Source organism: Flavisolibacter tropicus, assembly GCF_001644645.1.
GTDB lineage: Bacteria > Bacteroidota > Bacteroidia > Chitinophagales > Chitinophagaceae > Flavisolibacter > Flavisolibacter tropicus.
In genome coordinates this window covers 3,809,671-3,828,972 of the sequence record NZ_CP011390.1, presented here as the reverse complement: position 1 = coordinate 3,828,972, position 19,302 = coordinate 3,809,671, and the positions used below count along the sequence as shown (strand labels likewise).

The following is a 19,302-nucleotide window of genomic DNA, read 5'->3' as shown; positions in this document are numbered from 1 at the left end:
GCACATGTTATAATACCAGCTTTTTTCAATCCACTACATAATTATCTGCAGGCGGCAAGCTATCGGGAAGAGGTTCCTGCGCCATTTCTAAAAGTGTAGTTTCGATCATATGGCTCATTGCATTGAGAGCAAGGTCGTTTGGCTGATTGCCAAAAGGTTCTTCAATCTCGTTGGCTATAGCATCCAACGCCATAAACGTATAGCCAGTAAACACTACCATTACCGGCGTCATCCAACCAATGCTATCCACTAGTCCAAAGGGCAAAAGGAAACAATATAAATAAACGGTTCGGTGCAGGAGTACGCTATAAGTAAAGGGAACGGGGTTAGAGGCAATGCGCTCACACCCGCCTACAATATCAGAGAGTTTATTAAGGTTCCGGTCAAAGGCCGATTGAGTGATGGTGTCTATATTACCAGCTTCTACCCTTTTTTTCACCCAATTTCCCATCATCATTAAAATCATGATTGGTTTATACCGGGCCGGCTCCAGTTCTTGGGCCTGCTCTAAGGGGAGTAGTCTTTCTAAATCTGGCTGCACATCCGTATTGCGTAATTGGTGTTTTAGGGAATGGGTAAAGGCAATGAGCAAACGAACAAAGTAGCGTTGGTCGTCAGAGTTTTGCTGGGGGCCGCTCATGGTCAGGGCCTGGCGGGCTAAGGAACGAGTGTCGTTGAGCATGGCGCCCCACAGCTTTCGTCCTTCCCAATAACGCTCATAACTTGTAGTATTATAAAACCCCAGAAAGATAGCTAACGCAACACCCAACAAGGTGAATGGGGCTGGATTCAGCGGGATCTTATACGAAAAGAAAGTACCGTGAAAATAAACGACTGCCACAGATATCAGTAATAGTGCCAGCAATCGGGGAAAAATGTTTACCAATACAGAACCCCGCCAAACAAACAGCATACGGAACCAGCCTTCTTTCTCCCTTACGATCATAATTCAACTTTGACTTTTTCGTTTGCAAAGTTTACAACTTAAACCGTAAAGACATTGCGTTTTTGTATCTTTAGCATTCTTCTCTTTAGCTTGGTTCCCAAGCATTTATATTATTCTTTTCCTTCTTATTTATGGAGTTTTGCAACGGTGGCCGCATAGCTTAGTACGGGTCAAGGTACGGTTGAGATACGGAGTTAAGTAGGCTTCCATACGGAGTAACCTAGTCTTCCATACGGAGTAACCATGAAGGGACAGAGGCGTGGCCATGAAGGGACAGAGGCGTGGCCATGAAGGGACAGAGGCGTGGCCATGAAGGGACAGAGGCGTGGCCATGAAGGGACAGAGGCGTGGCAGTGAAGTAGCAGGGCCATCGCACGCCCCCAGCCCCTAAAGGGGAGTACCCGCGCACAGTAACACCCTAATACTTTGATTAGGCTTACATTGTCCTTTGGCTCAATAATATTATTATTGTATATAATCTATATTACACTACACACTTAAGCTATATTATACTACACAATGAAAATGATGCGCTTAACCAACTACCGTTTATGTACGTACGGCATGGCGTTGTGCCTGGCCGTTTCTACTGCTCTTTCTAATACAGCATTAGCCGCCGGTGAAAAGCCTGAAGGATATACAGCACGCTTATTTGTACTACCAATAGAAGACACCCCACTAAGCCGGGGTATTACCCTTTATAAAGAAGGCAAGTATGAGGATGCTCTGGAACAACTACAAAAAGCCGTTGCAGCAAATCCCAATGATGCTCTTACCAATCTTTGGTTGGGGCTGGCACTAGAAGGCAATAAGAAGCCTTATGAAGCGATGGCGGCCTGGCGCAAGTGTTATGGGAACTCCAAATGGGAGCCTATTGCCGATTATCTGAAAGCATTATCGTGGTGGAAGCTGGGTAATACAAACGATGCCATTAATTATTTAAATGATGCGCTGGTTAATTTAAAAGACAGCAAGCCGGTAGATTTTAAGCCAGCTAAAGAAGCCATGCAGCAAGTAAAGGCTGGCCAAGCGGTACCACCATTGAGCCAGTGGGCCGACCTGTCTACATTAACCGCACCTCAGGTTGAAGAACAAACAACAGTACCCGTTAAAAACAATCCAACAAAAGGCACTACTGATCGCCCAGCAAAAACGGATAATAAGAATACATCAACCAATACTAATACTACCAACAACGACAAAAAGGAAGTAGAAGCTGCAAGCGTCTTACCCGGTGCTACGCCTAAAGCTGGCAAGTGGTTAGCTGTTGTTTCTAATGGCTATAAGGGCGATAAGCTGACCTTTACTGTATCGGCCGATGGCAAGCGTGTGGAGAATGTGGAGTTTATTGGTAACTGGCGCTCCCGTAGCTCGCGCACCGAGGTGTTGATAAACCTGGATCCGCCTAATCCCTTTGGTGTTAGCAAGGGCAATTTTTCTGCGGTGCAGCGGGTAGAAAAGTCGCGGATGTGGTGGGAGTTTATTGGACGCTTTACCACAGCAACATCGGCCGAAGGTTCTTACCGATGTGCGTTTGCCGGAGGAGAATACGATACTTATAAATTGAAGTGGACTGCCAAGTACGTTGGCTCTAATTAAACACTTTCTTCTACATAACAACAAAAGCCGGTAATACCGGCTTTTGTTGTTAGTAAACAGTTATTTGCCGTTTAAAAATCTTTTGATATAAATTTTACTGAGTCTGTATTGGGGCCGTTGGTTTCGGTAGCTGTGTTGTCCGGATCGGTGATCCATTTGCCATCCACAATAAACTTGTACACCACCTTGCCGGGTTCTGCTTCCGTAGTAAGCACCCAGCTGTTGCCTTTACGTTGCATTTTGTGAGAGCCAGCATTCCATTCGTTGAACGAGCCTGCTACATACACCTCTTTGGCGTTGGGGAAATCCTTTAGTTCAAAGGTTATTGGTTTTAACACCAGCTTGGTGTTTTCCAGTTCTTTTAACCAGTTTTGCAACGCCTCCTTCCATGGTTGGATATCGGTGGTGTTCATAGTATGCGTAATACCCATCATATGCGCCTTTGTTAAGGCCAGTTTGGTATTGATCAATGTATCGGGTTTTACACCCACGCCTTCCCAGTTGGTTTTGGTAATAGGGCTAATGGCTTGACCAATAGGTACAAACATGCGGAAATGATCTGTAACTCTTAGAAACCCGCCAGGGTTAGCGCCGCCACCTGATGGTTGCCCAATAATAGTAGCCCTTTTTAGGTTTTGCAGATCGTAGGCCATTTCCTCAGCACCTGAAAAAGTTTTATTGCTGGTAAGAATATAAATAGGCTTGTCCAGATATTTCTTTCCAGATACATAGGAATAGGTCCAGGCCTGCTTAACAGCATTGTTTTTACGCCAGTACCAATCTACCAGATGTACAGGATTCTCAAAGAAGTAACTGCATAAAAAAGGAATGGCGTCGGGCGACATGCTGCCTCCACAGTTACGCAGGTCAATGATCAATGCACCGGTATGCGCCAGGTAGTTCATAGCTGCAGCATAGGTATCGCCAGCAAACTCCGGAGAGCACATAAATTCAAAATCCAGGTAGCCGATGTTTCCCTTTAATACATCCACTTTCCGTATGCCGTAATTCAAATGCTTCATCATTTGGGCATAACCTTCTTTTTCAGCGGGGGGAATGGTCATGAGCTCACGCTCTTCTTCTGGCGGAATAGCTTCAGGAGAGTATTCTATATTGATATGCTTATCGTTGTTGATGGTGCGCAGGTCTTGGGTGAGGCGGGCGGCAAATTGTTGACCATCAGTGATAGCATCGTAAGCTTTGGCGGCTTGTTGCTTGCGCACATAGGCTTCCATTTTTTTGGCCATGTCGGGAAACACATAGCGCTCGGTTACTACTTTCAGTACGCTATCTATGGTTTGGTCTCTTTGTACTTTGGTTAGCTGGGCAAAAGATGCCAGGCTTAATAACTGAAAGGCTAACAAAGGCAGCCAGATTCTGTTTTTCATCATTTAGCTTTTACAAGAACAAAATTTATATATACCCGTTGCTTATTATAGCTAATGCGTTTTCAACTGTTAATAAGAACGGTTCATTTGTTGATCCGTTTTATTAGACTGCTGTAGGCTAGCGGCGGTTACACACTGGTTTTGTTCTTGTAAAAGCAACTGATGGGCTTACACGCTATAACCCATTTTGATCTTATAGCGGAAACGGCCGGGCGCGTATTCCTGTTCCAGCTTCAACACTTCCTTGGTAGCCTTGCTGATCCAGAAGGTTTCAGTATTAGTGCCAGATGTATGCTTTAACAGCCAGCAGTCGATCTTTTGGTCATTGTAACCAATTAGTTGTGCACTGCCAGTAACTGTATAGGCTACGTACTGTGGTGCAGAAAAGCCCGGATCATAGAAGTTGATTTTAAAGGTAACGCCATCTTTATATGGCAGAATGGGGAAGGTTTCCAGATCCAGATGCCAATTGAGTACATACTGATCCTGTGCTTTTACAAAAGCTTCATACATTGTTTTCTTTATGCGGGCAGTATCGGCAGCTGTTAACAATGCATCCTGGAAATATCCTTCTTTGGTAGTAAAATCAAACTTGCTGCTGCCTCTGCCTCGCCACCATGATTCATGGAACAGGGGTGCAAAGCTTTTGCGGTCACTAACAGAATATACTTTATGCACCACAGTGTCATTGTTTTCCCACTCCTGGGTAATGCTGATAGCAGGTTTGTCTTTGTAATTAATTAGGTCGATGGTGCGTGACCATACCTGGTAGTTTTTTCGAGAGCTGTCTTTACCATTTTTAAAATAGACCAGGTAGCGGTGGGTACCGGGCTTTAATACTCGGGTATTTACTTTAGAAGCATCAATGGTTACGGTGTCTGTGTTTTGAGAAAAGCCACGCATGCTAATGCCTAACAGCAGCACCATGGCTGCTATAGCGAGTGTTCTTGTTTTCATCGTAAGGTGTTCGTTTGGCGTAAAACTAGAGCACATGACTATGCGCAGTTGTAGGGAAATGCGATGAAAGGGTTGTTGATTATGTGAGCGGTGACCTCGGATTATGAGATTAGTGAGATTGGTAGGATTAGCTGGCCTTTAGCAAAAGGATATGCATTCTTAATAATTCTCTTCCTCTTTTATAAAAGCCAAAAAGAAACGTTGGACATAACCAACGTTTTGAAGCAAAATCATTCTTCCATTAAATTATAGATCAGTATAACCAGATAAAAGCTAATGCCATATATCGTCCATTTACCAACCTCATTGGCTTTCCGATCATATCCGCCGGATTTAAAAGATCCAGCTATAATGAGCTGGAAAAATCCAGGAATCAGAAAAGCGATTATTTTCCAATGTAGTTCAAGTGGAATACCTGCTTTGTAAGCCTTTTCGTCATTTTGCCACTGCTGCCTGTTTTTGAGTTTGGCCAACTTATCTTCTGAAAGGTTTCTACGCGACAGTTCCGCCTCGGCTGCCGCTATAGCTGCTTCCTGATATTCATCTCGGTTAGTAATGACAATGCGAATCAGTTCTGCATCAGCAGCGTCCTTCATTGTCTTCTCAAAGTTGAATTGCATAGTGTTAGTTTTGGATTAAGGGTTGTATAATGCGAACTTGTATTACACGCTTAGTGGCGGTCCGCACATCCATTATTTGAGTTAAAGATATAGTGTTCAATAGAAATTTGTAGCGTGTAAGTATAGCCGCACCATTTCAGCTGAGAAGTCTTAACTATCATGCTCTTATAAAAAAGGAAAATCGAAGTAATAGTTGGCTGGATTGTTCTTATCAACATACAAGTCAAGGCCACCCTTTCTATCCATATACATCTTTACAGCCACTTCATTCCATGATGTTACCGGACTGACAAACTTATATGTCTGGTCATTATACTCCTTGAGAAATACAATATAAGTCTGCACGATAACCTCTTGGCTGTAGTTACGTTCGTTGTTTATAACAGCGTTTAACATTTCAATTTTACTTGGTATCCCATCTTTAATTAGTTCCTGTTGATAACTCCGGGACTTGACTTCGCTGTTATCTAAAGTCACGTTTACTTTTTCTCCGTTAAGAATAAGATGCTTGATCTCATCAACTTTATTGTCAGAATGACTGCTTTGTGATGTTGTTTGATAAAGTTTGTGCTTAATAATAAGGTAAGCACCTGTGGCCATAACAAAGAAACTTAGAGCAAACCAAAGTTCTTTAATAGGAATAGCATCACCCCTATAATAAAGGAAGAATACAAAAATAAATAACCCAACGCTTAGCAGTATTTTACCTAATGCTCTTTGCATTTAATTACATGTAGCGATCTAATATACATACCCTATTGCTATAAAAAGTTTTACAGATAGCAGGTTGGTGGAGAACAGAAGAATGAAACTAGAAACCAGCAACGTGAATTCTTACTCCGCACAATTTCTTTCTACCCTTCCTCTTCAGAAGATTTAGGGTCTGCGAGTTTTTTTACAACTTTGGTGATTAGTTCTGGTTCAAAGCCTTTCTGCATGAGGAAGTCAATTGTTTTCTTTTTGCGTACGAGGTATTGCTCGTCTTTCAGGGATTCATATTTTTTTTCAGCCAGGCTATTTAGTGTTTTTTGGTAATCCTCTTCATCTATTTCCTTCAAGGCTTTTTTGATATTGTACTCGCTTACCTTTTTTTCTTTGAGCGCGTAATAAATTTTCTTACGCCCCCAGTCATTCATTCGAAACTTACCACCGGCAAACTGTTGGGCAAAGCGTTCTTCGTTTAAGTAATCGTCTTCAATCAGAGAGGTAATGATCTCATCGTGTTCTGCCCGGCGTACACCTAATTCCCACAGCTTTTGCTGCACCTCGCTGTGGCTGCGCTCTTGGTAACCGCAATAATGCCGCAGCTTTTGTAAGGCTGCTTCTTTGGTGTGAAATTTCTTTTGCATGGCTGTTGTTCCCGCAGATGACGCAGATAGCGGTGATGATTATTTTACTATTTAATAGTATTGCTGTTGTTGCTGCCTTATCTGCTTTTCAATAAGTAAAGTTACAATACAAAAAGCTGTACAGAGCTAAGTTCCCCCTTTAGGATGCAGGGCTATTATTCCTCCAACAACTCTCTACACCCAAACTCCTTCTCTAACAATTGATCATAGAAGTCGGCTTTTTGAAACAACATGCGAAACATATCTACACCGGTTTCTTTAGTCATGTCCAGATCATACATGATACAGGAAAGCACAATGCTTTGTTTTACACAACTTAACACCAGGCTGTCCATCTTGTAATTCTCCTGCAATAGAAACTGGTATAAGGGCCTGATCTGGGTAGTATCACCAGGTAGCAGGCAGAGATAGGCGTCGCCGGCTACAAAGAAGTTATCGGGATTATAGTTGATCTTGATTTTAGCAGCACCTTCTTTTACTGTCCAATTGTTAGTGCCATCACGAGCCAGCTTTACGTCTTTACCCAACTCACGTAAAATTTCTTCTACTGTTTTTGCTACGCCCACCGGCTTGGCTTCTTTTTCGGGCAGCTGTGGCAGCTTTACTTCGGTGCCACAGAACGGACAATATTTTTCAGCTTCAATATTACCGGGTGTTACCAGATTTTCGCAGCTATGGCAGCGGGTAGAAGGCTCGCCACGGTGCGGCGCGTACATGGTCAACGCCTCGCGCAAGTAAGAAGAGGGCAGTGCAAAACCCAGGTTATCGCCACCACGAATAATAAAAGAGTTGACACCAATAATTTCACCGCCTTTGTTTACCAAGGGCCCACCACTATTACCCGGGTTAATAGCTGCGTCGATCTGAATATATTTAATGCCTTCGCGAATGCGATCTACTTTGGAGATCACACCTTGCGTAGCTGTATAGTTTAATCCGTAGGGGTGACCAATAGCTACTACTACATCACCATCGTTCATCTGTGTATAATCGCCCAACTGCACTTCTGGTAGCTGCACTCCTTCTGGTGGTTGCAAAAATGCCAGGTCGTGCTTTTTGTCAAGGTACCATACCCGCGTAATACGGCGTTCAAATAACCGGCCGGCTATCGTTACCTCCGTGTTTTTACCCACTACATGTTCGTTGGTAACAATCAGGTCAAACTCTTTTACATAAAAGCCCGTACCGGTACTGGTTTGTGTAGCTATTTGAATAATAGCGGGTCTATATAATTCTATTATCTGTTGTGTTCCCATGACCGCGGATTTTTAAGGATTTGTTGGATTAACAGGATTTTGATTCTTTGTGTTCATCAGCTTTATTTGGTTTCTAAGTTTAAGAATTCTACTTCCGATGTAAAGGTTTGGTTGAATGACACCATGTCGTCAAACTTCAGTTTGTCAACGGGAAACTTCAAATCAGGGTATTTGGGTTTCCAATGCTCCTGTATGCTCTCAATAGACTTTGTAATGGCTTCTTTATTAAATTCTTTTGTTTCAGAATTGTAATATGAAGTTTTAAAACCCAGTTCTTTAAAATAGTCCGGATAGTTGACCATCATAAATAATTGAAACAATTCAGTCAAGGGTCGTGGTAAGCTATATGAGTATTGACAGTAAGCAATTCCATACTCACTGATCTTGGCGGCTATATCCGGGTGCTTGTTGTCTTTGTACCAACCTATATTTTGATTGGCATTGTAGATAGCATCCGCAATTGTTTTATGATTTTGTGGTGTAACAATAGAAAAGGTGTACCGGGATCGGAAGAGGTGAGGGTAAACTTCTTCTTTTGTTTTTGCCTGCAGCTTGTGAAATTCATCGATCATTTCGGCGTTCTTTTCACTCACCGGCCGGTCGTCTTTCCGGAAATAGATATCCACAATCTTTTCCAGGTTTAATAGCAACCGTCCCTCTGGAACCAACAGGTAATCGATACGGTAAGCCAGCGCCAGTAGTAAATAGGCTATACCACCAGAGTATTTATCAGCATCTACCGTTTCTATTAGGTCGAGTGTTTCTTTGATCCAGTTTTGCATGTAGCGGTACTTTATTTCTTTTTCCGCTACAGGTATTTCAAGAATATGATCTGTCTCTACTGGTTTAAGTGTTGTAAAGTCCTGCACCAAAAGATCGTCTTGTTTATCTGCCTTGGTAGCTAGTTCTTTTAAGCCATAGTAGAGTTTGCTGGGGTTTGCCGTTTCAATATCACTATCAAACATCATGGCTAGTCTGTCCTCACTCAGTGCGTAGCGTGAGTAATAGAGGGTAAAATTCATTTCCAGCAATCGGCGCATGACAGGCACACTGGGAGTGGGCATACTAGCCAGGCTTACTTCAGCCTCTAAGCGCTCTTCATTATAAAAGCCCTTAATAATTTTGGACCCCTGGTAAAAAAGAAAGGTTCCTTTTTGGCCTTCTGGCTTATGCACTACATTATTAGCCGCTTCGTCACAGAGGTAATCAAAGAAGGCCGAAATACTTTCATAGTATTTTTTGTCTTTAAATAACGTGTCGGCTTCATTCCACTTGTCTACCTTCTCCACCGGCTTGTTGTTGTCGGAGTAGCGCCCGAATTGTATATCCGGCTCTATTAGTACTTCTCCATCTTTCTTTTTTGTCCAATTAAAAAGTGTTGACAACATAAATCCCTTTCTTTAATTAACAAATTTCCGATACAAAACGTAGTGTTCTTCTTATTTAGCTGCACAACCTGCTTCGCTGGTAGTAAATTTCTTCAAAATATAGGCCGTTTCAAAGACTGCTTGGCATAATCTTTTGCGCATCAATACTTTTCCACAGCCCGGCCGTAACGAAAGCCGTGTTTTAAAATTGCTTAGTTTCGCCGCAGTTCAATAAAGTAATTCAGATGAAATTTATTGTTTCCTCCTCCCAATTGCTGAAGCAATTGCAACAAATATCTGGCGTTATCAACGCCAATACGGTATTACCGATCTTAGAAGATTTCCTGTTTGAAGTAGAAGGAGGTAAGCTAACTGTAGTGGCTACCGACCTGGAAACGGTAATGCGTATCCAACTAGATATTGAAGCCCGTGAAAGCGGTAAAGTGTGTATTCCGGCCAAGATCCTCATGGATTCGTTAAAGAATATTCCTGATCAGCCATTGACTTTCAGTATTGACAAGAACTTTGGTATTGAGATCACCTCTGATAATGGTAAGTATAAAGTAATGGGCGAAAACCCAGACAACTTCCCGAAAGAGCCTGCTGCTGACGATACCACTTCTTTTACCATGCCCTCATCGGCGCTGGTAACGGCTATCAATAAAACTTTGTTTGCTGTTAGTAATGATGACTTACGCCCAGCTATGACCGGTGTTTTCTTTGAACTCAACAAAGACGCCATTCAGTTTGTAGCTACCGATGCGCATCGCCTGGTACGTTATAAAAGAACCGATGTAGCCTGCCCACGCCAGGATTCTTTCATTGTACCTCGTAAGCCTTTGAATCTTTTAAAGTCGGCATTACCTGATAACGAAGATGAGATCATCATCAACTACAACAGCAATCACCTGTTTGTAAAACACGGTACTACGCAGATGAGCTGTCGATTGATTGATGCCCGTTTCCCTGATTATAAAGTGGTAATACCTGCTGATAATCCATATAAGCTGATCGTTAACAAATCACAGTTTCAAAGCGCACTGCGCCGTGTAAGCGTATTTAGTAACAAAAGCACCAACCAAGTTGCCCTGAACATCAGCGGTAGCGAGTTAGGCTTGGCTGCACAGGATGTGGATTTTTCTTTTGAAGGTAATGAGCGCATGAAGTGCCAGTACGACGGTGAAGACCTGACCATTGCTTTTAATGCCCGTTTCCTGATTGAAATGCTAAGCGCTTCTGTAGGTGATGAGGTGCGTATTGAATTATCTACCCCTACTAAGGCTGGTATTTTACGTCCGATTGAAGCTGAAGAAAATGAAGACCTGCTAATGCTGGTAATGCCATTGATGTTAAACCAATAGAGAACCAGGATCGATAAGGTTTTATTAAATTAATAGGAAAAGAGGCTGCATTAATGCAGCCTCTTTTATTTATGCAAGAAATAGAGGTTCTTTGCATTATGAAGTTCGTCCCTGTTCAAGTGTACCAGAATTATGTTGATGCACATATCATTAAAGGCCGATTGGAAGAGGCTGGTATTGATTGCTGGCTAAAGGATGAGCATACGGTTACTACCTATTTGGACCAATGCGGTAGGCGGTATCAAACTAATGGTATCAGAAGAACAACAAAATGAAGCCGTTTCTCTTTTGCAGGAGTTTGATGCAGCGCGTAAAAACAGCAGGGCTTGTACCAACTGCGGCAGTAATAATATAGAGTATGTAAGTACCCCGCGTAAAGCTAGTAATTGGTTCAGTGCGATAGCTTCGTTTTTCTTTGGAGACTATGCCATTGCTCCGGATAAAGTGTATCATTGTTTTGATTGCGGGCATGAAAGTGCTGATGCAATTGTTAACAGCACAGAGCTGAATTAGGTTAAACTATTGAACATATAGAATTATTCCGTGCCGAATCCCAGGATTCGGCATTTTTTTAGCTGCCACCTAAGGCTGAGTATTGTGAATTGTGAAATTTATAGCCTATGTACTTTGTTGAATTACGGTCGTTTGACAATTATATAGAAGCTAACATTGTGTTGAAAATGCTTCAATCCTTTGAGGTCAATTGTCATTTAAAGGATGAGAATACGGTAACAATTGACCCCCTTCTTAGCCCAGCTATTGGCGGTATGAAGCTAATGGTACACCCCGCACATGTGGAAAAAGCCTGGGATCTGCTGGAAGAAGCAGAAGAAACCTACTTAAAACACATTCCCTGCCCCATTTGTAAAGCTCATGCATTAGTAACAATAAGTGTTACCAAAGAACATAAATGTAAACTGGCTGCCTTGGCCAGCATGTTAGTAAACGGGCACTCTGTTGAAATTACCAAGCTGTATAAATGTACCGCTTGTGGTTACGATTTTAAAGAATTACCCCAGCAGAAGTAAGGTTAGAAGATAGCTGCAAGCTACACGCTGTATACTGTATGCATTCAGTGTTTTTCTACCCTTGGCTGTCCTCACCGTTGGGATTTCTTCGGGACTGCTTCGGGACTTCTTCGAAGCGGCCCGAAGCAGTTCCGAAGAAGCCTCGAACAAACTTCGAAGAAGGGGCTGCTGAACCACAGACAAAGGGTAAAACAGCTTGAAGGAAAGAGAATGCAACCTAAAACAGGCAATCTGAAACCTTGAAATCCTGAAGTTTTCAAATCCTCGATCAAGTATGGCCTGTATACCTAACAGAAGCCTTCAGGTTGGTTAATTCATTAACTTTAAAACATGTGGAACCAACTCATCCAATATTTCCAAACCCTGGAACAGCGCCCCTTGGAACGCATGGCCTTTTTAGTGGGAGGCTTATTAGTTTTCTGGATCATAGAAGGTGCCATACCCCTGATTCAGCCGGCATACAAGAAAAACAAGCTGCGTCATGCGGTCGTGAATTTTTCCTTTACGGTAATGCACCTGGTTATCCACACTTTTTTGGCCATTCTCATTGTATTACTGTCCGACTGGTGCAAAATGGCTGGCTTTGGCCTGGTGTATTGGACCAACGCAGGAATTCTAGCTACTGTTCTTATTTCGTTTTTACTATTAGATTTTATTGGTAGCTGGCTGGCGCATTTTACAGAACACAAGCTGTCATTCCTTTGGCGTTTTCATGTGGTGCATCACGCTGATAATAATGTAGATGTTACTACCGGGCTTCGTCACCATCCTATAGAAAGTGTGTTACGTGGACTGTTCTTTTTTATTGCCATTTTTATTTCAGGAGCACCTATGTACGCCGTGATGATCTTTCAAACTATTACTGTACTCTTCACCGCATTTACACATGCCAATATTCGTTTGCCTAAACAAGTTGATTACCTCTTAAGTTTTGTTTTTATTTCACCCAATATGCACAAAGTACATCACCACTGGCAACAACCGTACACGGATAGTAACTACGGTGCTGTACTTTCTGTATGGGATCGCTTGTTTGGAACTTATCGCCAGTTGGAGCCTTCCAAGATCCGTTATGGATTGGATCGCTACTATCCAAACGAGCAGGATGAGAACTTCATGCTGCTGTTAAAGAAGCCCTTCGGCAAAATGGAGTAATTCAACCGAATGTGTTTATTGTACGCCCTTTTTTCGTATAGGTTTGTTTTATCAAAATAGGTCTTATGAAAAAAGGGTTCTTCATTTTACTACTATTAAGTACTATACAACTATGGGCACAGGATGGCGTGTTTTATATTGCTGCCCGAAATGGCCTGAGTCTGCGTGAGCAACCCAACGCTTCCTCTAAGTCAATTACCAAAATACCCTATGGTCAGCAGGTAACTATCAAGTACATTACCGACAATGTTTATAAATACAACGCTGAAGGATTGGATGGCATGTGGGTATCGGTTACTTATAATGGTCAAACCGGTTATATTGTTGATAACTATTTATTGCCCACACCACCGCCAAAAGCTGGTGTAAATGATTTAAAACAGTACTTAGAGCAACTAAGTCCCACCACAGGCGCGCCGTTAGAAATCAAGCGTTCTATTGCTGAACTGGAAGGTGGAAGTATTAGTGTGAAAAAACAACTTTTTAAAAACGGTGCTGAGTACCATTTGCAGAATGGGTATGAAGCACATACGTACACCTTCTTTCTACCCGATTATAATCTGCAACAGGCTTTTGTACTCTTGCGCTTTTTATCAGAATATAAAACAGCATTGGGCGCTAATGATGTGCTACCCTCTACTAATACCACTATCAAGCGTGGGGAAACAGAAATAACTGTAAAAGTAGAAACAGAAGATTATGGCGATGGTAATAAAAGAGTAGTGCGCTTAAAGCTCTCTTATGAAGAAGGCGCCCTTTACGACATTGAAGTATTTGAACTGGGTAATCAGGTGGTGGTTTCTGTCAGTGGCGGTGTTTAATTATAACCTAACATTGCGGTATGAAAAAGATCGCTGTTATACCGGCTCGCTACGACGCTACGCGTTTTCCCGGTAAGTTGATGGAATTGTTGGGTGATAAAACCGTTATTACACGTACCTACCTGGCTACGGTTGCCACCGGGCTTTTTGACGATGTAGTGATAGCCACCGACAGCGAGATTATTCGTGATGAAATTCAGCAACAGGGTGGAAAAGTAGTGATGACCCGTAGCGATCATGAAAGCGGTACGGATCGTATAGCCGAAGCCGTTGCCAACCTGGATGTAGAAGTTATTGTGAATGTGCAGGGCGATACGCCTTTTGTTAACGGACCGGCTTTACAAAAGCTGCTGGCTTTATTTGATGATCCATCTGTACAAGTAGCCTCGCTCATGGATGTGATCAGCGATGCAGAAGCGTTGCAAGATCCTAACGTAGTGAAAGTGTGTGTGGATAAACAAATGAATTCTTTGTTTTTCAGTCGGAGCGTTATTCCTTATCCACGCAATACAGCTATTGCTATTTCTCACTACCGCCACATTGGAGTGTATGGTTTTCGTAAAGCAGCTATACTGCAGTTTACCCAATGGCCTATTACACCTTTAGAAGATGCTGAAAAAATAGAATGCCTGCGCTTTTTAGAACATGGCATTTCTCTACGTATGGCTTTAACCTCGCCTATGGGTGTAGATATCAACACACCGGAGGATCTAGCAAAAGCACGACATCTTTTATAAGCTCTAGTTCATCAAAGAATGGCTACTACTTTTAAAATCTGTTTAAAGTAGTAACTTAATGAGCCAAACCAATGCATATGAAGTCGTTCTTCTGTATTTGCTGCTTCTCTTTCATTACTATTATTGCTTTATCACAGCAAGTGGTTAATGTTGACAAAGACGAATACAATGCTGCAAACTTATTTTTAAACGTGGGTGGAGAACCCGTTGTAAAAGCAAAGTTTGTACGATTGGTAGATGGAACGCCTTTCTTTTTAGACCAATGGTTAAAAAGCACCATCATAACGCCCATGGGCAGGGTATATAGTAATATACCCGTAAAGCTGGATCTTATGGATGGACAACTTCATTACTTAGATCCAAAGGGAATGGAGTTTATTGCTACTACGTCAATCAAAGAAGTTACTTTAAAAGACTCTTTAAAAAACAAGAACTATCGTTTCATTAGCTCCTTTAGTTTGCCAATGTTGAAGGGTGGCTGGTATGTACCCCTGGTAGAAGGAAAAGTTTCTTTGTTTAAAACATTTGATAAAACACTTAGTGAAAATAAACCCTACGGTTCGGCTGTTTCCGAGCAAAGCATTCTAACAAAAGAGAAGTACATTCTTATTTATAATAAACAACCGTTTTACCTAAAAAGCGACAAGGAACTGCCTTCTATTCTTATAGATCAAAAAGAGGCGATAGAAACATTCATGAAAGCACAGAACAAAAAGCAATCGCTTGAAAACAGGTTAATAGAAACAGTTACTTACTACAATTCCTTATTGGTAAAATAGCTTACTGATTGATCTTTAGCAAGCGTTCTTTTTTCAATTTGAAAAGCTTTCAATAACAGTAAAAGCTTACTACTATTTTTAGAACTTATTAATCGCGTCCACCTTTGCGTTGGTAGCTGCTTTTACATTTTCTAACTCCTGTTCTTTAGTACTGTCACCTTCTGCTACTTGTATGATCAGTCTGGTTTCCTGTATACGCAATACAGCATACTCATTCAGCAGTGTAGAAAGTGCTTGTTGTCGTTTATCCAATTTATAGGATTTGGCAGTATCCATTTCTTTCTTGGCATTTTGCCAGGCATCTAAAGAAACTGTCTTTATAGCTGCTAATCGCTTTCCTTCTTCCAGATCGTATGGTGCCAGTGCCTGAGCCTGTAAGGCGTAAAAGTGCTTTAATGTAGTTTCAAATGTCAGCGTATCATTGCGGTGGATCTTTAGAAAAGAAACACTACCCAATCCAGTAGTTACCAATAGAAGTAATATAACAGCTGTTTTTAATGAAGGCTTTTTAATGCTTAAGTATATCACAAAGCCAGCTACTAAGCCACTTATTAATCCACCCACGTGCGCAGCGTTATCCACACCATCTTTTAAACCATTAATTAGATTATAACCTACTAATATGCTTATGCTGGTAAGCATTTCCTTTCTAGGCTTTGCCGGAATAAGGTTAGTCAACAATAAGGCTAAAAACACACCAAACATTCCAAAAATGGCTCCCGATGCGCCGGCACCTACCATATTGCTATCGTGCCATTCAATACTTACCAATGTAGCCGCAATACCGGTGCAGATATAGGCTATAGAAAATGTACGTGCACCTAGCATAGGCTCCAAATAAGCACCAACCATAAACAGTCCATACATATTAAGCAAAAGATGGATAACACCAATATGCATAAACATAGAAGTAAACAACCGCCACCATTCACCACTTAGTGTATAGGGTGAGAAGTTGGCTCCCCAATTAATCAAGCCATCACTGCTGGGTTCAAAGATGCCCACACCGGCAATGGCCATAATCACAAAGTATAGAATGTTAATCGCCAACAAACTCATAGTTACATAGCGACTGCCATTTGAAATGTGCATTACCTGCTCCAGTTCTTCATCCTCCTTCTTTTGTTCTGTAAGAATCGCATTCGTCTGCTCCCGAAGTTGCTCTACTGCTTTTAGCCATTCCTCTTGTTGTTCTAGCGTTGCCTCCTTTTGTGTTTGTTCATAAGCTTCCTGCAAAGCTTTGACATTCTTTTTATCCTTACGGGCAGCGTTCCAATTGGCTTTATCAAAATTTAGCTTACTGCTGAAGGCAATTTTGTCTTCAGTTACTTCTACCATTATTTCTTCATTAGCGAGCAGCTTTTTTTTAGGTGTAAAGCCTATTAACCGGTAGGGACCAGCGTATTGAGGCTCCCAACCTAAGCGTTTCATAGCCCCATAGGCAATGATCAATTGTTCATCAGCAGATGTAGAAATAAGAATAGGGGTATCTTGTGACAGGCTTTCCATAAGCCGTGATTGAGTAGGAAAAATATTCAATTTATCTGCAATTATTTCGATTAGCTGCGCAATAATTTATTTAAACATTTGGTGGTACTTTGCGTATATGGTACGTCGCACCTCTGCTAAACTGTTACGCTATCTTGTTCCGGAAGCATTATTTGGCACCCAACGAACCCGGCAAATTGTTAAAGGCAGTACAGCCGTATCGGCTGTGCGTAAAGACGCAGAAAAAGTATTTATTACTATTTACGATTACGACGCTGCCACCCTAGAAGAACATGAAGTACAGGTAACCGAAGAATGTTTTCGCTTCAAGGATAATGACCGCATCACCTGGATCAATGTAGATGGTATCAATCGCAATATTGTGAATAAGATTGGAACCTATTATGGCATCCACCCACTACTCATGGAAGACATCGCTTCCATGAACCAGCGGCCCAAAATGGATGAAGTTGAAGGCATACTGTATTGCCTGCTCAACATGCTCTATTTTAATCCCAAGGAGGGAGCCGTTGAATATGAGCAAATAAGTATTGTTTTAGGAAAAGATACTGTCATTACGTTTCAAGAAGATGCCAGCCGCGACGTTTTTGATCCCATCCGTGAAAAATTACGCATGGCCAATAGCAGGTTGCGCCAACGTGGTGCCGATTATCTCTGTTACTCCATGTTGGATATAATAGTAGACAACTATTTTATAGTGATGGAGAAACTAGGAGAACGTATTGAACTCTTAGAAGAAGAAGTCATTCGCTGCAGCGATAAATTAACGTTAGCCAAAATCACTCACCTGCGTAAAGAGCTGATTGTTTTAAAACGCAACCTGGTGCCTGTGCGAGATCTGATTGGTTCTATTATGCGCAGTGAAAACGAATTATTAGAAGAAGGCACTCTTAAATATTTTAAAGATGTGCACGATCATATCATTCAAGCACACGACCTGAGTGAAAACTACCGCGATGTAATGGTGAGCATGCAAGACCTTTATATAAACAACGTCAACCTGCGTATGAACGAGGTAATGAAGGTAATGGCCATTGTAACCTGCCTGTTGGCTCCGGCTACTGTTATTGGCGGTATTTTCGGAATGAACTTCGATGTTATCCCCACGCTACATAACCAATGGGGGTTTTATTCAGCGGTTGCAGCCATGCTTGTCATTCCTGTAATCATGTTAATTATGTTTAAAAAGCGCGGGTGGTTTTAGTGGCGTTGAGTTGCGCTTCTAATTTTTGCTTCAATACATCATTCAGCTGGCCTGTTATCATTTCATCCGACTGCCAACGGTCAATATGATTATTGGTAACATTGATAACTAAAACAAAGGGCTGATAGCCAGAAGTATCTATTTGTTCCACACCGCCCAGCAATAATTCATTTTTACTTTTCCACTTGGCATCCAGAATTAAGGAAGAAGGACCGCTAAACCACAAACGGCGGCGGGAATTCTGCTTTAGATCTACTAACCCGATTTCCACATCTGGACCAGCCTCGCTCACCTTGGTTTTGCCTTTTTGTTGGTGAATAATGTAATTATAAGAATAAGGATCGGCAGCTAAAGAACTATCTGCATTATAAATCAAATAAGGGATGAACTCTTTCATACTGCCAGAGTCAATTTTTACTAATTGGGCATACTGTACAGAATCAATACCCGATGGGTAAAAACTACCGGTATTAAAATTAGAATCCAGATTAGTAAATACTTGAGTAACCGGCGCCAGTTCGTCTTTATCTGGCAATTCATCTGTTACAACAGTAGTACCCTTACTACTTTCTGTTGGCGTAGCTTTTTGATCAGCATTATTGCTGCAGGCTACAAGCCATAACAAACCAATTGGCAGAATAAGTTTTTTCATTTACTTCTTTTTATAAACAGGTACAGTACTGCAGGGCTCGCCATACATTATACTTTTAACCACCGGTACTAATAGTTTGGTGATTTCTCCATATGCATAGCTGTCAATAGCTACATCACCACAGCCTTTCACTACTACCCGTTGGTCTTGAAACTCCTGTACCGCAATGGCATTGAGGTTTTTTAAAAACAAATGCTTCTGCATTTCGGCTACTGTTCCTACGTAGACGTCTTTAGCCACTGGTTGCAGATAAGAACTTACCAACATATAAGCCCACATGGGAATAATGGCATCTGCACTACACATAACAGTCACGTATTTATCGGCATATTGTTGCCAGTCCGTAGCTTTCAATGCTTCCCTAAACTCCTTCTCTTTTAGGATCAACCCCATAAAAAGGTGAGCCTTCAAATCAAAAGGAATAATAGCTTCCTTGGGAAAATAGGTTTCCAGGTCTAGTGTAATCAGACCACTATTAGCTACTTTATTCACAATCAGGTCACTCATACTACAAAGGTAATAGAACCATTTGTAGCCGGGCACCAACGATTTGTGAAGAAACTCAGCCTGCTTC

21 protein-coding genes are annotated in these 19,302 nt (G+C 41.8%); 10 read left to right on the top strand and 11 right to left on the bottom strand.

The window, feature by feature from the left end; all coding sequences use genetic code 11:
* Window positions 1-25: 25 nt before the first annotated feature.
* Entirely contained in the window at window positions 26-946 is a 921-nt protein-coding gene (locus SY85_RS16160; RefSeq protein ID WP_066405922.1) for a bestrophin family protein, read from the bottom strand.
* A 525-nt stretch (window positions 947-1,471) separates the two neighbouring features.
* Here SY85_RS16160 and SY85_RS16155 point away from each other — a divergent pair.
* Window positions 1,472-2,545, top strand: coding sequence for a tetratricopeptide repeat protein (locus SY85_RS16155; RefSeq protein ID WP_158512987.1), 1,074 nt, complete (start codon window positions 1,472-1,474; stop codon window positions 2,543-2,545).
* A gap of 71 nt (window positions 2,546-2,616) precedes the next feature.
* Here the strand turns inward: SY85_RS16155 and SY85_RS16150 are convergent, their stop codons facing one another.
* The 7 genes from SY85_RS16150 to SY85_RS16120 all read right to left on the bottom strand — a co-directional run bounded on the left by SY85_RS16150 (window position 2,617) and on the right by SY85_RS16120 (window position 9,503).
* A complete protein-coding gene (locus SY85_RS16150; RefSeq protein ID WP_066405920.1) occupies window positions 2,617-3,933 on the bottom strand; it encodes a S41 family peptidase in 1,317 nt (438 codons plus the stop codon).
* Window positions 3,934-4,101: 168 nt separating this feature from the next.
* Window positions 4,102-4,890 (bottom strand): DUF3108 domain-containing protein, encoded by a 789-nt coding sequence (locus tag SY85_RS16145; protein ID WP_066405919.1) that lies wholly within the window; start codon window positions 4,888-4,890, stop codon window positions 4,102-4,104.
* 230 nt (window positions 4,891-5,120) lie between these two features.
* Window positions 5,121-5,510: a hypothetical protein gene (locus SY85_RS16140; protein ID WP_066405918.1), complete on the bottom strand. Its 390-nt coding sequence runs from the start codon at window positions 5,508-5,510 to the stop codon at window positions 5,121-5,123.
* A 165-nt stretch (window positions 5,511-5,675) separates the two neighbouring features.
* Window positions 5,676-6,233 (bottom strand): hypothetical protein, encoded by a 558-nt coding sequence (locus tag SY85_RS16135; RefSeq protein ID WP_066405917.1) that lies wholly within the window; start codon window positions 6,231-6,233, stop codon window positions 5,676-5,678.
* 131 nt (window positions 6,234-6,364) lie between these two features.
* The gene (locus SY85_RS16130) at window positions 6,365-6,859 is read right to left on the bottom strand and encodes a regulatory protein RecX (RefSeq protein WP_066405916.1); all 495 of its coding nucleotides are present in this window, start codon (window positions 6,857-6,859) and stop codon (window positions 6,365-6,367) included.
* A gap of 155 nt (window positions 6,860-7,014) precedes the next feature.
* Window positions 7,015-8,115 (bottom strand): trypsin-like peptidase domain-containing protein, encoded by a 1,101-nt coding sequence (locus tag SY85_RS16125; protein ID WP_066405915.1) that lies wholly within the window; start codon window positions 8,113-8,115, stop codon window positions 7,015-7,017.
* Window positions 8,116-8,177: 62 nt separating this feature from the next.
* Complete coding sequence (locus tag SY85_RS16120; RefSeq protein WP_066405914.1) at window positions 8,178-9,503, bottom strand: type III secretion system chaperone family protein; 1,326 nt, start codon at window positions 9,501-9,503, stop codon at window positions 8,178-8,180.
* A 224-nt stretch (window positions 9,504-9,727) separates the two neighbouring features.
* Here SY85_RS16120 and dnaN point away from each other — a divergent pair, with 224 nt between their 5' ends.
* From dnaN to SY85_RS16085, 8 genes are all read left to right on the top strand, one after another.
* Entirely contained in the window at window positions 9,728-10,843 is a 1,116-nt protein-coding gene (dnaN, locus tag SY85_RS16115; RefSeq protein ID WP_066405913.1) for a DNA polymerase III subunit beta, read from the top strand.
* Window positions 10,844-10,896: 53 nt separating this feature from the next.
* Complete coding sequence (locus SY85_RS26235) at window positions 10,897-11,118, top strand: putative signal transducing protein (protein WP_071891014.1); 222 nt, start codon at window positions 10,897-10,899, stop codon at window positions 11,116-11,118.
* Entirely contained in the window at window positions 11,039-11,356 is a 318-nt protein-coding gene (locus tag SY85_RS16110) for a hypothetical protein (RefSeq protein ID WP_066405912.1), read from the top strand. Before SY85_RS26235 ends, SY85_RS16110 begins: the two co-directional genes overlap by 80 nt.
* A gap of 107 nt (window positions 11,357-11,463) precedes the next feature.
* Window positions 11,464-11,871, top strand: coding sequence for a putative signal transducing protein (locus SY85_RS16105; protein WP_066405911.1), 408 nt, complete (start codon window positions 11,464-11,466; stop codon window positions 11,869-11,871).
* Window positions 11,872-12,201: 330 nt separating this feature from the next.
* On the top strand, window positions 12,202-13,026 hold the full coding sequence (locus SY85_RS16100) for a sterol desaturase family protein (protein WP_066405910.1): 825 nt from the start codon (window positions 12,202-12,204) through the stop codon (window positions 13,024-13,026).
* Between the two features lie 65 nt (window positions 13,027-13,091).
* Window positions 13,092-13,847 carry an SH3 domain-containing protein gene (locus SY85_RS16095; RefSeq protein WP_066405909.1) on the top strand — a complete coding sequence of 252 codons (756 nt, stop codon included), beginning with the start codon at window positions 13,092-13,094 and terminating at the stop codon, window positions 13,845-13,847.
* A gap of 20 nt (window positions 13,848-13,867) precedes the next feature.
* Complete coding sequence (kdsB, locus tag SY85_RS16090; protein WP_066405908.1) at window positions 13,868-14,584, top strand: 3-deoxy-manno-octulosonate cytidylyltransferase; 717 nt, start codon at window positions 13,868-13,870, stop codon at window positions 14,582-14,584.
* A 77-nt stretch (window positions 14,585-14,661) separates the two neighbouring features.
* Window positions 14,662-15,363 (top strand): hypothetical protein, encoded by a 702-nt coding sequence (locus tag SY85_RS16085; RefSeq protein WP_066405907.1) that lies wholly within the window; start codon window positions 14,662-14,664, stop codon window positions 15,361-15,363.
* A 78-nt stretch (window positions 15,364-15,441) separates the two neighbouring features.
* On the opposite strand, the gene SY85_RS16080 is transcribed toward SY85_RS16085, so the two are convergent.
* Window positions 15,442-16,872: a rhomboid family intramembrane serine protease gene (locus SY85_RS16080; RefSeq protein WP_066405906.1), complete on the bottom strand. Its 1,431-nt coding sequence runs from the start codon at window positions 16,870-16,872 to the stop codon at window positions 15,442-15,444.
* Between the two features lie 97 nt (window positions 16,873-16,969).
* Here SY85_RS16080 and corA point away from each other — a divergent pair, with 97 nt between their 5' ends.
* Window positions 16,970-18,076: a magnesium/cobalt transporter CorA gene (gene corA, locus SY85_RS16075; RefSeq protein WP_066405905.1), complete on the top strand. Its 1,107-nt coding sequence runs from the start codon at window positions 16,970-16,972 to the stop codon at window positions 18,074-18,076.
* Here the strand turns inward: corA and SY85_RS16070 are convergent.
* Together SY85_RS16070 and SY85_RS16065 are read right to left on the bottom strand one after the other, a co-directional pair.
* Window positions 18,054-18,728: a hypothetical protein gene (locus tag SY85_RS16070; protein ID WP_066405904.1), complete on the bottom strand. Its 675-nt coding sequence runs from the start codon at window positions 18,726-18,728 to the stop codon at window positions 18,054-18,056. The two genes, corA and SY85_RS16070, sit on opposite strands and share 23 nt — an antisense overlap.
* Complete coding sequence (locus SY85_RS16065; protein ID WP_066409877.1) at window positions 18,729-19,235, bottom strand: DUF2480 family protein; 507 nt, start codon at window positions 19,233-19,235, stop codon at window positions 18,729-18,731.
* Window positions 19,236-19,302 lie beyond the last annotated feature (67 nt).